The sequence below is a fragment of the Aeromonas sp. s1(2024) genome (genome assembly GCF_040908005.1).
In the GTDB taxonomy this organism is placed as follows: Bacteria; Pseudomonadota; Gammaproteobacteria; order Enterobacterales; family Aeromonadaceae; genus Aeromonas; species Aeromonas caviae.
Genome location: NZ_JBFOCW010000052.1, coordinates 37,956 through 51,226, shown reverse-complemented (window position 1 = coordinate 51,226; position 13,271 = coordinate 37,956). Strand labels below are relative to the sequence as shown.

The following is a 13,271-nucleotide window of genomic DNA, read 5'->3' as shown; positions in this document are numbered from 1 at the left end:
TCGAGTCTGAAAAACCCCCACTCTGGTTGAACTTTTATCCGGTTCTTGAAATGCCTAGAGCCTTGTCTAAGCTTAAGGCTATCTGCATACCAGTTAGCGCACGGCTCTGCAAGGAGCCAATTCCCCTATGCCAGGTACAAGGAATTCGTACCTGGCTTTTTTTGTCTTCCTTTTTCAATCACGCCGGTTCGATACCATCGTCTATTCGAGTATGTCTGCCGACTCGGGGATATCGCTCTGCTGCGCGTTGGTCGTTTGTTGCAGTTCGTGCTGATAGAGCAGATCGATTGCCTGCTCGATGATGGAGGCCTGACTGTCTTCCAGTTGTTGCCCCAGCATGGCCAACCTCTCTGCATGACGATTGCTTATCCAGCATTGCAACCGGCTGTGGGTTTCCTGCTTGCGCTTCACGTGCTGGCGCTGCCGTTCGGCATTCTCTTGCGCAGCGCTTTTCTTCAATTCCTGGCTATCGTGACCTTCCGACATGTCTACATCGTGAATGTTATCTCTCATTTTTCATTGGCATCTTCTACGAAAGTAAATCGGATTACGACTCTCCCACCGTTATGATGTCTGTGGAGGACGACATGAATATATCACCAGATCAACAGGATATCATTTAACATAAAAAATGGAGAGGCGCGGTTCTCTATAACAACCCATCCAGGGCGTGATCGGAGAACTTGTGGGCATCGTCGAAATATTCCTGCAAGGTGCGCATGTCCTTGTGTCGGGTCACCTCGATGATCTTGTTCATCGGCTTGCCCGCCGTCACCGCCGAGGTGATGAACCCCCGCCGCAAACTGTGGCCACTGACGTGGAGATCGTCGATGGCCTGGCCGGTTCGCCGCTTGATCATCAAGTTGATACCTTGCGGCCCCAGGGGATCTGTCATCAGCTGTCCCCAGCGATTCATTCGACGAAACAGGGGGCCCTCAGCAATCCGGCTTTTTTTCAGCCATTGTTGCAGTGCAGAGACCGGGCAATACCGGGTGCCTGGAATGAGTGCTATCTCCGATTCATGGAGCTGATGTTTGCTTGGCTTGAGACGAAGGCGTATCCCCTGCCCCACAAACTGCACGTCATTCACCTCGATCCTTGCCGCTTCCGACCGACGCAAGGCGCCACTGAACATCAGGAGCAACAGGGTGTAATCCCGAAGTCCCGCCAGGTTGCTGGTATCTATCTCGTCCAGCACGCAGGCCAATGGTTTCAGGGTCAGCGCCCCCGTTTTGCGTTTGCGGTTATCACCGAGCCGTACTATGCCCCGCATCATCTCCTTTATCTCCGCATGCTCGGTCGGCATGGGGTGGATCCCCTTCTGCTTGAAGGCATAACGAATGCCGGCAAGCCGTCTTACCAGGGTGGCCGGTTTGCGAGGTTCCCCGTTGCGAAGCTCCCCCTTCCCTTCTTCTTTGTCCAGCCAGACCCAGTTGGCCAGGATGCCGTCGGCCTGATCCGCCAGAAAATTCATGATGTCGTGGTGTGTTGTCTGCAAGGGATCCAGCCCGTGGAGTTGGCACCAGGAGACAAAGATGCGGGTATCTGCCTGATAGGCATTGAGGGTGGAGTCGGCTTTGGCGCTGCGCAGGAAGCGTCTTGCCCGGCTGTTCAGCTGAGGATCGAAGACGCTCTGCAAAGATTGCTGAACTGGGTTTTGAAGGCGTGGGTAGTTCACTTAACTCTATGATTTAAAGCGGAGTTTCGGTGGATCTTACAGGATCGTCCAGATCTATCAAGTATCGATAATGAATATTATCGATACTTATGAAGAGTGCTTTAACCCATTTCAGCTCCCTCATTTATTTCTCAAGTACCCTGTCATCTCTACTCCGTTTTATCAGGATTGTGGATTTAATCTCATCAGTATCCACCGCAAAAAAAAGTGAGAGATAACAACTTGGCGTGATTGTTTTTGGATGGGTAATGATAATGCTGATTGTCATAGTAAAACGCCCCGCTATGCGGGGCGTTGTCTGTTATCGCTTTGCCAACTTGAACAATTCGAAGAAATTGTGGCTGGTGGCCTCCGCCAATTCAGCGAGCGATATCTGGCGAAGATCCGCGATAAATTGGGCGACGTCGCGAACAAAGGCCGGCTCATTCTCCCTCCCCCGGTGCGGAACCGGTGCCAGATAGGGAGAGTCGGTTTCAACCAGCAGTCGCTCCAGGGGCAACGCCTTGACCACGGCCTGCAGGGCTGAGGCGTTCTTGAAAGTGGCTATTCCCGAGATGGAAATGTAGAACCCCATGGCCATCGCGGCCTCGGCCATTTCGAGGGACTCGGTGAAGCAGTGCAGCACTCCGCCCACCTGTTCGGCCCCCTCCTCTCGCATGATCCGCAGCGTGTCTTCCTGGGCATCCCGGGTGTGGATGATGAGCGGTTTGTTCAGTGCCCGGGCTACACGAATATGTTCGCGGAAAGAGGCTTGCTGTACATCCTTGTTTTCCGGTGAATAGAAGTAGTCGAGCCCGGTTTCGCCGATGGCCACCACTCTCTCATCGGCCGCCTGAGTCAGCAGCAAGGCAGCATCCACCCCGGGATCCTGATTGAGCGGGTGGACACCGCAGGAGGCAAACACCTGGGGATAGGGAGCGATGGCCTCCATCATGGTCGGGAACTGGGCCTGGGTCACACTCACGCAGAGAAAATATCCCACGCTCTGCTGCGCCGCCTTGGCCAATACATCGGCCATGTCGGTCTGCTTGGAGCCATAACTCAAGCGATCGAGATGGCAATGGGAATCAACGAGTAACATAGACAACCTTGTTTATAACCAGCGATTGAGCCAGTTCATCAAATGGATGGTGGGATTGGAAAGCTGCCCTGGCTGACAAGCCTCTTTCAGCATAACCAGCTGCTGTTCGGCTTCCAGGAGCCGTTCGCTGGAGTGTTTCTCTGCCAGTTGCTGGCTGAGTGATGCAAGATCCGGCATTGCCAGTTGATGATGGCCGCAGCCAGCCTGAAGCTTGAGGGCATCACACAGGAAGAGCTGCAACCAGTGCTGCCGGACCTGAGTATCCTCGGCCAACTGGGCACAGACATTCGCCGCACGGGTGGGGGCCGATGCCAGCGAGACAAATCCGTCGAGCAATGCCCGTCTGGCATCATCTTGCTGTGCTTCGATGTAGCTCAGCACCCGCAGCGGCGCACCCTGGCAGATCCGCACCTGGGCCTGGGTGGCCTGATGGCCCTGCTCGGCGAGCCAGGCAAGGGTCTCCCCCTCAGAGGGGAGCTGGCAGACATGCTTGTGACAACGGCTCAAGATGGTGGGGAGCAGGCGAGATACCCGGGATGCGATGAGCAGCAACAGACTGTCGCCAGCCGGCTCTTCCAGCGTCTTCAGCAAAGCATTGGCGGCAGACTCCGTCATGCGCTCCGCCTCCTGAATGATCACCACCTTGCCGCGACCGAGCTGGGATGTGCTCTGGAGGCGGCTGCAAATCTCCCGGATGGCTTCGACACCTATGGTCTTGCCCTCGGGCCCCAGGGTGCCAAGATCCGGGTGATGCCCCTTCTCAAACAGTTGGCAGGAGTGGCACTGACCGCAAGGCTCACCTCGTTGTGGATGCTGACACAGGTGCAGTCGCGCCAGTCGCTCTGCAAGCTGCTCCTTGCCAAGACCAGGATCTCCTAGCAGCAACCAGGCGTGCCCGAGCCGTCCGGCCCGGGCCGTCTCGCTCAGGGCATGCCAATCCGGGATCAGCCAGGGATACATAGCCCCTCGCTTGCCAGATAATGCTCAAGGGCAGCCTCGATGGCGGCTTTGACTTGCGCCGGGGGCAACCCGGCATCGATGATCTGGATGGAATCATCGGCGGCCGCCAACTCGAGGTAACGCTGGCGGGTACGTTCAAAGAAGCCGATCTGCTCCAGCTCAATCCTGTCCAGCTCGCCGCGATGGCGGGCCCGCTGCAGGCCGATGGCAGGATCGATGTCCAGATAGAGCGTCAGATCCGGCTTGAAATCCCCGAGGACCGCCCGTTTGATGGCGCCGATGAGGTTCGCATCGATGCCGCGGCCACCCCCCTGATAGGCCTGGGAGGAGAGATCGTGGCGATCGCCCACTACCCAGATGCCGTCTGCCAAGGCAGGCTTGATCCGGGTCTCCACCAGTTGTACCCGGGAGGCGTACATCAACAGCAGCTCGGCCTCGACTGTCAGGCGCTCGTCGTGCACTTCCTTGACGATGGCCCGCATGCGTTCCGCCAGCGGCGTGCCGCCCGGCTCCCGGGTGCACTCGATCCGCGCAACTCCGTGGGCTTGCAGATAGTCGGTCACATAGCGCACCGCAGAGCTCTTCCCTGCCCCTTCCAATCCTTCAATCACGATAAATTTAGACATTAGGGTTTCTTCAATATGTATTCACGCACCGCCCGATTGTGTTCATCGAGGGTCTTGGAGAAGTAGTGGGCACCGCCCCCCTTGGCAACGAAGTAGAGATAGTCGGTCGATTTGGGGTTGAGCGCCGCCTCGATGGAGGCCTTGCCCGGCATGGCGATGGGCGTCGGAGGCAGACCGTCGATCACATAGGTGTTGTAGGGGTTCACGTCGGTTAAATCGCTGCGGCGAATGTTGCCATCGTACCTCTCCTTCACCCCGTAGATGACGGTAGGGTCGGTCTGCAACTTCATGCCAAGGCGTAGACGGTTGACGAACACAGAGGCAATCTGGGCTCGTTCATCCGGTTGGCCCGTCTCTTTTTCGATGATGGAGGCCATGATGAGCGCCTCATAGGGTGTCTTGTAGGGCAGATTGGCCTGACGCTTCTCCCAGGAAGCCTCCAGGAACGTTTTCATGTCCTGATAGGCGCGGCGCAGGATGGAAAGATCGCTGGCATGAGTGGTATAGGCGTAGGTTTCCGGCAGGAACCACCCCTCCAGCTTGCCATTTTCGATGCCGAGTTCCTGAGCCAGCTCGGTTTCGCTCTGCTCCAGAGTCAGGCGCTCCAGATAGGGGGCGCTGGAAAGTTGCTTCAGCCAATCCTCAAAACGGGACCCTTCGACAAAGGTCAGGCTGAAGTGAAACTCCTTGCCGGAAGCAAAGAGAGAGAGAGTCTCCTTGAGCGGCGCCCCTTCCTTGATTTCATAGGTGCCGGACTTGATGGCCACCAGTTCGGGATGACCGCGCAACCAGAGGCGCACCGCCCAGGGGCTGGTTTCCCCCTCTCCCAGTTCGGCAATCAGGCGCGCCGCATGGGCGCCTTTTTCGACGGTAAAGAGGCGGGTTGGCCCCTTGTTGGTGAGCGTCTCCACCTGTTGCCACTTGTGATACACGTACCCTCCGGCAACGGCGACAGAGAGTGCCGCCCCCGCGAGCAGGGTGTAAAGCCGATTAAACTTCAATGACCAAGCGCTCCTGTAAACGGCGGATCAATACCGGACTGGGATAGTGCATATCCCCGATGCTGGTGACCGGGACAATCCCCATCAGGGTATTGGTCAGCCAGACCTCTTCCGCCTGCCAGAGTGACTCCAATGGAGCTTCAACGACACGCAGTTCAATGCCCATCTGTTTAAGCATCGTCATCACGCGCTTGCGCATGATGCCATCGATCCCGGCGCGGGTGAGATCCGGTGTGAACACCGTCCTGCCGCGACGCCAAAACAGATTGGCGCTGACCCCTTCTACCAGAAATCCCCGGCTGTTCAAGACTATACCTTCGACCCCGCCGCGCGCAGCAAGTTCGCGCTTCAGCATCACTTGTTCGAGGCGCCCCAGCGTCTTGAGACCGGCGAGCATGGGACTGTCCCCAAGATGCTGCTGGCATACCAAGGCATTGATGCCGGTTTGCTGCCAATCATGATAATGCTCAGGATAAGGTGCCAAAGAGACGATGCGAGTGGGCGTGTCACAGCCTGCGCCGTCATATCCCCGCCCACCGGCGCCCCGGGTCAGCATTATCTTGACGACAGCCTGTGCCTGCCCAGAAGCCAGCTGCGCCGCCTCGTCGGCAAGCAGGTCCCAGGAGTGCTCGCCAAAACCAAGCCGGGCGTTGGCATGTTGCAGCCGGGCCAGATGGTCCTGCCACCAGAGTACCTTCCCTTCCCTCACCAGTATGGTTGTGAAATGACCATCACCGTATGCCAGCCCACGATCCCTGGCTGACAGTGTTTCTGTGGGTATTCCATTAATCAGCAAGGGGATCCCTCCGATAAAAAAGGCCCGATACTGCCGTATCGGGCCTTATCATTCGCCCAGAGCGAATTATACGCGTTTGAAGATCAGGGAGCCATTGGTGCCGCCAAAACCGAAGGAATTGGAGAGGGCATATTCGAAGCTGCCAGCCTTGGCAACATGCGGCACCAGATCCAGGTCGCACTCATCATCCGGCTTGTCCAGGTTGATGGTGGGAGGCACCATCTGGTCACGCAGAGAAAGCACAGTGATGATCGCCTCGATGGCGCCAGCCGCACCCAACAGGTGGCCTGTCATGGACTTGGTGGAACTGACCATCAGGGCGCTGGCATGGTCACCAAACACCTTCTTCATGCCGCGCAGCTCTGCCACATCCCCAAGGGGCGTGGAGGTACCGTGGGCATTGATGTAACCGATCTGCTCGGGTGCGATGCCAGCATCCTTGATGGCGTTCTTCATGGCGCGTGCGCCACCATCGCCGTCCGAGGGAGGGGCCGTCATGTGATAGGCATCCCCGCTCATGCCAAAGCCGACCAGCTCGGCATAGATCTTGGCGCCGCGGGCCTTGGCATGTTCATACTCTTCCAGCACCAACACGCCGGCACCGTCGCCCAGCACGAAACCGTCGCGATCCTTGTCCCAGGGGCGGCTCGCCTTCTGCGGTTCGTCATTACGTGTGGAGAGCGCCTTGGCAGCGGCAAAGCCGCCCATGCCCATGGGGGTGGAGGCTTTCTCGGCACCACCGGCAACCATCACGTCCGCATCGCCATAGGCGATCATCCGGCCAGCCATGCCGATGGCATGGGTACCCGTGGTACAGGCGGTAGTCACGGCGATGTTCGGGCCCTGCATGCCTTTCATGATGGAAAGATGACCGGACACCATATTGATGATGGTGGACGGAACGAAGAAAGGGCTCAGCTTGCGAGGGCCGCCATTGATGAGGCTGCTGTGGTTCTGCTCAATCAGACCCAGACCGCCGATACCGGAGCCGATGGCAACGCCTACCCGCTCCGCGTTCTCTTCGTTGATGATCAGGCCGGAATCTTCCAGGGCCTGAACACCCGCCGCCACGCCATACTGGATGAAGAGATCCATCTTGCGGGCTTCTTTGCGGTTGATGCCGAACTCTTCGGGGTCGAAATCCTTGACCAGGCCTGCGAAACGGGTTGCGAACTCGCTTGCATCAAAGTGGTCGATGAGGGAAATGCCGCTCTGCCCGTTGAGCAGGGCTTGCCAGCTGGATTCGGCAGTGTTGCCTACCGGGGAAAGCATCCCCAAGCCGGTCACCACGACTCTGCGTTTTGACACTGAGGTAGTCTCCGAGAGGTGTTTTGAAAGGGGTAAACATAAAAGAAGCGGCCCTTGGGCCGCTTCTTTCAGAACAGGAACTTATTCCTGATTAGCGGTGATGTAGTCGATAGCCGCTTGAACAGTGGTGATCTTCTCGGCTTCTTCATCAGGAATTTCGGTATCGAATTCTTCTTCCAGCGCCATTACCAGTTCAACGGTATCCAAAGAGTCAGCGCCCAGGTCGTCGACGAAGGAGGCAGCGTTCTTCACGTCTTCTTCTTTAACACCCAGTTGTTCGATGATGATTTTCTTTACGCGTTCTTCGATGTTGCTCATGACCTGAATTTTCCTTTAAAAATACGCTATTGCGTCTGGTTGGGGTAGTGTATTCAATTGACGTGAGTTTGCAAGTGACTTGCCGCTGGTCAAACCACGAAATTCGCCAAACTTCGGCGTATTATCGCAAATTTGAACAGAACTCACGACAAATTGATTACACCATGTACATCCCGCCATTAACATGCAGGGTTTCGCCGGTAATATAGGCGGCATCATCCGATGCCAAGAATACCACAGCGGCAGCAATTTCTTTCGGATCGCCCAAACGGGCAGCAGGCACCTGATTCATGATGCCGGCGCGCTGCTCTTCATTGAGCGCCTTGGTCATGTCGGTCTCGATGAAACCGGGAGCAACCGCATTCACCGTGATGCCACGAGATGCCACTTCACGGGCCAGCGACTTGGTAAAGCCAACCAGACCAGCCTTGGCAGCAGCATAGTTGACCTGACCGGCGTTGCCCATGGTGCCGACCACGGAACCGATGCTGATGATGCGACCGTTACGCTTCTTCATCATGGCACGCAATACCGGCTTACTCAGACGGTACAGGGAGGTGAGATTGGTGTCGATGATCTCGTTCCACTCGTCATCCTTCATCCGCATCAGCAGGTTGTCGCGGGTAATGCCGGCGTTGTTGATCAGGATGTCGATGTCGCCAAAACGCGCCTTGATGGCGGCGAAGACGGTTTCGATAGATTCCTGACTGGTCACGTTCAGTGCCATGCCGCAGCCTTGTTCACCCAGGTAAGCACTGATCGCCTCGGCACCGCTCTCGCTGGTCGCGGTCCCCACGACTTTGGCGCCACGAGCAGCAAACATCTCCGCAATCGCACGACCAATGCCACGGCTGGCGCCAGTGACCAACACAACCTTATCGGTAAAACTCATGACTTGCTCCTGTTTACTTGATCTGGGCCAGTGCCTGCTCGAACGAGGCGGCGTCGTTGGCGTGAATACCTTCCACTCGCGCATCGATACGCTTGGCCAGGCCGGTCAATACCTTGCCCGGGCCCATCTCGATCTCGAGGGTAACACCGTCGTTTGCCATGCGCTCTACCGTTTCAGTCCAGCGAACCGGGCTGAACAGCTGACGCACCAAGGCTTGCTTGATGGCGGCAGGATCCTGCTCACAAGAGACGTCAACATTATTGATGACGGCGATGGCAGGAACCTTGATCTCGATCCCATCCAGGGCGGCGGCCAGCTTTTCTGCGGCCGGTTTCATCAGGGCGCAGTGGGAGGGCACGGAGACCGGCAGCGGCAGGGCACGCTTGGCACCTGACTCTTTCATCAGCACGTTGGCACGCTCGACCGCCTCTTTGTGGCCGGCGATGACCACCTGACCCGGAGAGTTGAAGTTGACCGGAGAAACCACCTGCCCCTGGGCCGCTTTCTCACAGTTGGCAGCGATGCTTTCGTTGTCCAGACCGATGATGGCAGCCATGGCGCCAGTGCCTTCCGGTACGGCTTCCTGCATGGCCAAACCACGCAGCTCGACCAGCTTGACGGCATCGGCAAACGCCAGCGCGCCGCTGCACACCAGGGCGGAGTATTCCCCCAGGCTGTGGCCGGCCATCACGGCAGGGGTTACCCCGCCTTGTTGTTGCCACAGGCGCCACAGCGCGACGGAGGCGGTCAACAGCGCTGGCTGGGTACGCCAGGTTTTGTTGAGATCCTCGGCCGGGCCTGCCATCACCAGGGCAAACAGGTCATAGCCCAGCACCTGGCTCGCCTCGGCGAAGGTCTCTTTAATCACTGCGTGTTGCTCGGCCAGCTCGGCCAGCATGCCGACGCTCTGGGAGCCTTGTCCCGGGAAGGCAATGGCAAATCGGGTCATCATTGATTCCTTTAAGGTAAGACGAATTCGGTAAGCGGGCGCCCGAGGACCGGGCACCGCTCGGTATCAGAGGCGAACCAGCGCAGAGCCCCAGGCAAAACCGCCGCCGAAGGCTTCCAGCAGGACCAGCTGGCCGGGTTTGATGCGACCATCGCGCACCCCTTCATCGAAGGCGATGGGCACGGAGGCCGCGGAGGTATTGCCATGACGATCCAGGGTCAGGATCACCTTGTCGAGCCCCATGCCGAGTTTCTTGGCGGTGGCATTGATGATGCGGAAGTTGGCTTGATGGGGCACCAGCCAGTCCAGCTCGCTCGGCTCGACGTTGGCCGCAGCCAGGGTTTCGGTCACGATCTCGCTAAGGCGTGTCACCGCCACCTTGAAGACATCGTTGCCCTTCATGTACATGTAGGCTTCGAGCTCAGCACCCGGCATGCCGCGACGGGGCTGCGGCAGTTTGAGCAGCTCGCCATAACGGCCATCGGCATGCAGATGGGTGGAGAGGATCCCAGGAGTGTCGCTGGCACCGATGACCACGGCCCCTGCCCCATCCCCGAACAGGATGATGGTGCCGCGATCCTCGGGATCGCACATGCGTGACAGCACGTCCGCACCGACAACCAGCACGTGGCGAGCAGCGCCGGATTTGACGAACTGATCGGCGATGGCGAGAGCATATGTAAAGCCGGCACAGGCGGCGGCTACGTCAAACGCCGGGATCCCCGGTACGTCAAGCAGCCCCTGCAGTTCACAGGCAGCAGCTGGGAAGGCATTCTCTGCGCTGGTAGTGGCCAGCACTATCATGTCCAGATCGGCGGCAGTCAGACCTGCCGCATCAAGCGCACGCAAGGCCGCTTGATGAGAAAGGGTCGCGACGGTTTCGTCGGCTCCGGCGATACGGCGTTCACGGATCCCGGTGCGTTCCACGATCCATTCGTCACTGGTTTCAACCATCTGTTCAAGATCGGCGTTGGTACGAACCGAACTCGGCAGATAACTGCCAGTACCCAGAATTTTGCTATGCATAGAGTTTTATAAATCCCTGTCGGAAAAGACAGATTCAAGGCGATCTGCAATTTGCAATGGAAGTTGATGTCTGGCTTCTTGTGCGGCCAGCAGAATCGCATGACACAGAGCGCGGCGCTCGGCCCGCCCATGGCTTTTTACCACAATGCCGCGCAATCCTAACAGACTCGCGCCATTATACTGGTCGGGGTTCAGGTAAGAGAAACGCCGTTTGAACATAAATCCGGCGAGTCGACCAAGAAAACTGCGTTTTTTGCGCGGATATCCGGCCAGTTCGGCCATCATCCGCACCACCCCCTCCGCGGTCTTGAGCGCCACGTTGCCCACGAAACCGTCGCAGACGATCACGTCGCACTCGCCGCTGAAGATCCTGTCCCCCTCAATGAAACCGACAAAATTCAGGGCGGAGCATTGGCGCAGCAACTCGGCGCTGTGGCGCACCAGGTCGTTGCCCTTGATCTCCTCCTCCCCTACGTTGAGCAGTGCCACTCTGGGTGAAGGTATCCCCTCCACCTTCTCTGCGACTACGGCGCCCATCACGGCAAATTGCAGCAGGGTGTCGGCATCGCAGCTCACGTTCGCACCCAGATCCAGCATCACGGTCCGCTTTCCACTCAATGTGGGCAGCGCCTTGATGAGGGCTGGCCGGTCAACACCGGGCAAGGATTTGAGCACGCACTTGGCCATGGCCATCAAGGCACCGGTGTTGCCTGCACTGACACAGGCATCGGCAGCGCCGCTCTTGACCAGATCCAGGGTCACGCGCATGGAGGAGTCTTTCAGGGTACGCAGCGCCACGATAGGCTTTTCGCCCATGCCCACGACCTGGGAGGCATGCACGAGACGAACGCGAGGGTGGTTGAGCAAGCCATGTTGCTGCAGAAGAGAGGCGGTCTGGTGTTGATCACCGACCAGAACAAGTTTTAGCTGGGGTAGAAGAGACAGTGCCTGCACGGCGGCAGGCACTGTTTCCGAGGGGCCGATATCTCCCCCCATTATGTCTAGCGCGACAGTTTGCGTAGACAAAGGCAATCCTTAAGCGATTACCTTTTTACCGCGGTAGAAACCATCGGCAGTCACGTGGTGACGACGATGAATTTCGCCACTGGTCTGATCAACAGTCAGGGCAGCGGTGGTCAGCGCATCGTGGGAACGACGCATGCCACGCTTGGCGCGGGTTTTACGGTTCTGTTGTACGGCCATGGTAGGCTAACTCCTAAAATTCACTTACGTTTGAGCGCTTCAAGAACTGCAAAGGGATTCGGCCGCTCATCAGCAGGTTCGATTTCACCCCAGGTCATCTCCATGTTTCCTCTGGGACACACATCCACCGGATGCATGGCTACCTGAGGCAACGAGAGGATGAGTTCATCCTCCAGGATTTGATGAAGATCTATCTCGCCGTTTTCGTCCAACTCAATGGGCTCATAAGCTTCCGGCAGTTCTTCCTCGTTTGTTCTTTCGAACAGCGGAGTGTAAATAAAACTAGCTTCACAAAGGTGTTCAAACGTCTCACCACAACGCTGGCAAACCAGGTCGACCTTGGCATGGGCAGTGCCTTTCATAACGGTCAACTTCTGGACATCTTTGCCAAAGTGCAGTGTGACATCCACATCACTTCGCAAGCCTTCGGTTGATTCCTCCAGCCTGGGCATCTGCGACTTTTCCACTATCCCGACATAATCGAGTAGCTTCAAGGCATTACGGACTGGATCAACCTTAACGGGCAACTTCACCTTTTGCATAGGGCGCGAATAATATAGGTCCAACAAGGGATAGTCAAAGGAAAAAGTCCTTACCGCCGATGATTTTACCTTCACAGGCCCCTGCAAGAGGAACTTGTGCTCATCGGTGGCCGATTATGCCATATCGTGCAGGATCTGGCACAGGATCCTGTTCCCCTCTCCTGTCTGTCCACCGGATGTGCTCCTTGGTGTCTCATCAGGTGGCAGAACAGCGCGGGTCTCTCCCCAGCAGGCCTGGTGTCGCAGCCACTCTGGGCTCGGCTTCCATCAGTCTGCGTATGGCTTTGAAACTGCCCACGGCAGCCTTGATGGCAATGGGATTGACCAGCCAGCCCGGCAAGTTGTTGCCCGGGTTGGTATAGGTTTCGAGCCGAACGAGTGTGCTGCCATCCCGTTGGGGTAGCGCCTCCCACCGTCCAGCGCTTTCCTGGATCCGGAACAGCCCTGCATGCAATGGCAGGGCATTCGGCTCTGCCCACACCTCGAGAGTCAGGCCGCAATCGATGCGTCGACTCAAATGGGAGCGGGTGATGAGCTCCCTGTCTTGCACCGGCCAGGGAGACGCCAGGCGGGTATAGACCAGATCATCGTCGGGACCCGATCTGGCCAGCACCCTGACTTCACGGCTCTGGGGCAACCACTCTTCATGGCGCACCGTGTTGCGCAGTACCGTGATCAGCGCGCCAGGATCGGCATTCACGCGCATCTCCAGACGTAAGGCCTGAAAAGATGTCGGAGGATGTGGCTGGGTCCAAAGCATCACCCCCTCATCCCCCTGACGAAGTTGCCATGTCCCTGCCCAGCTGGCGATTGTGTTTGTGCTGTGGTTCCATCAGCATGCATGCTTCCCGCTAATTAGGCGAGTCCCACTGTAGACATCTCCTGTTTGCG

General features: G+C 57.6%; 16 protein-coding genes. All 16 read right to left on the bottom strand.

Translation table 11 applies throughout. The features are described 5' to 3' along the window. Nucleotides 1-201: 201 nt before the first annotated feature. Entirely contained in the window at nucleotides 202-486 is a 285-nt protein-coding gene (locus AB5Y70_RS12260; RefSeq protein WP_041201618.1) for a RepB family protein, read from the bottom strand. A 163-nt stretch (nucleotides 487-649) separates the two neighbouring features. Further along, nucleotides 650-1,678 carry a site-specific integrase gene (locus AB5Y70_RS12255; RefSeq protein WP_029314538.1) on the bottom strand — a complete coding sequence of 343 codons (1,029 nt, stop codon included), beginning with the start codon at nucleotides 1,676-1,678 and terminating at the stop codon, nucleotides 650-652. A gap of 301 nt (nucleotides 1,679-1,979) precedes the next feature. Next, nucleotides 1,980-2,759, bottom strand: coding sequence for a TatD family hydrolase (locus tag AB5Y70_RS12250; protein WP_029314537.1), 780 nt, complete (start codon nucleotides 2,757-2,759; stop codon nucleotides 1,980-1,982). Between the two features lie 12 nt (nucleotides 2,760-2,771). After that, nucleotides 2,772-3,719, bottom strand: coding sequence for a DNA polymerase III subunit delta' (gene holB / locus AB5Y70_RS12245; protein ID WP_010674747.1), 948 nt, complete (start codon nucleotides 3,717-3,719; stop codon nucleotides 2,772-2,774). Continuing rightward, complete coding sequence (gene tmk / locus AB5Y70_RS12240; RefSeq protein WP_010674746.1) at nucleotides 3,704-4,345, bottom strand: dTMP kinase; 642 nt, start codon at nucleotides 4,343-4,345, stop codon at nucleotides 3,704-3,706. The genes holB and tmk overlap by 16 nt, the downstream gene beginning before the upstream one ends. Further along, nucleotides 4,345-5,346 (bottom strand): endolytic transglycosylase MltG, encoded by a 1,002-nt coding sequence (gene mltG / locus AB5Y70_RS12235; RefSeq protein ID WP_029314535.1) that lies wholly within the window; start codon nucleotides 5,344-5,346, stop codon nucleotides 4,345-4,347. The genes tmk and mltG overlap by 1 nt, the downstream gene beginning before the upstream one ends. After that, nucleotides 5,336-6,142, bottom strand: a complete 807-nt coding sequence (gene pabC, locus AB5Y70_RS12230; protein ID WP_010674744.1) for an aminodeoxychorismate lyase — start codon at nucleotides 6,140-6,142, stop codon at nucleotides 5,336-5,338. Before pabC ends, mltG begins: the two co-directional genes overlap by 11 nt. A 66-nt stretch (nucleotides 6,143-6,208) precedes the next feature. Continuing rightward, the gene (fabF, locus tag AB5Y70_RS12225; RefSeq protein ID WP_010674743.1) at nucleotides 6,209-7,450 is read right to left on the bottom strand and encodes a beta-ketoacyl-ACP synthase II; all 1,242 of its coding nucleotides are present in this window, start codon (nucleotides 7,448-7,450) and stop codon (nucleotides 6,209-6,211) included. A gap of 81 nt (nucleotides 7,451-7,531) precedes the next feature. Beyond that, entirely contained in the window at nucleotides 7,532-7,768 is a 237-nt protein-coding gene (gene acpP, locus AB5Y70_RS12220) for an acyl carrier protein (RefSeq protein WP_005300909.1), read from the bottom strand. A 157-nt stretch (nucleotides 7,769-7,925) separates the two neighbouring features. Further along, on the bottom strand, nucleotides 7,926-8,660 hold the full coding sequence (fabG, locus tag AB5Y70_RS12215; RefSeq protein WP_010674742.1) for a 3-oxoacyl-ACP reductase FabG: 735 nt from the start codon (nucleotides 8,658-8,660) through the stop codon (nucleotides 7,926-7,928). 13 nt (nucleotides 8,661-8,673) lie between these two features. Further along, a complete protein-coding gene (gene fabD, locus AB5Y70_RS12210; RefSeq protein ID WP_010674741.1) occupies nucleotides 8,674-9,609 on the bottom strand; it encodes an ACP S-malonyltransferase in 936 nt (311 codons plus the stop codon). A gap of 66 nt (nucleotides 9,610-9,675) precedes the next feature. Next, nucleotides 9,676-10,635, bottom strand: coding sequence for a beta-ketoacyl-ACP synthase III (locus AB5Y70_RS12205; RefSeq protein WP_010674740.1), 960 nt, complete (start codon nucleotides 10,633-10,635; stop codon nucleotides 9,676-9,678). 6 nt (nucleotides 10,636-10,641) lie between these two features. Further along, entirely contained in the window at nucleotides 10,642-11,661 is a 1,020-nt protein-coding gene (plsX, locus tag AB5Y70_RS12200; protein WP_010674739.1) for a phosphate acyltransferase PlsX, read from the bottom strand. Between the two features lie 9 nt (nucleotides 11,662-11,670). Further along, nucleotides 11,671-11,838, bottom strand: coding sequence for a 50S ribosomal protein L32 (gene rpmF / locus AB5Y70_RS12195; RefSeq protein WP_005300935.1), 168 nt, complete (start codon nucleotides 11,836-11,838; stop codon nucleotides 11,671-11,673). A gap of 20 nt (nucleotides 11,839-11,858) precedes the next feature. Further along, a complete protein-coding gene (gene yceD / locus AB5Y70_RS12190) occupies nucleotides 11,859-12,380 on the bottom strand; it encodes a 23S rRNA accumulation protein YceD (protein ID WP_029314532.1) in 522 nt (173 codons plus the stop codon). A 196-nt stretch (nucleotides 12,381-12,576) separates the two neighbouring features. Next, entirely contained in the window at nucleotides 12,577-13,191 is a 615-nt protein-coding gene (locus tag AB5Y70_RS12185) for an START domain-containing protein (RefSeq protein WP_041201614.1), read from the bottom strand. Nucleotides 13,192-13,271: the final 80 nt, after the last annotated feature.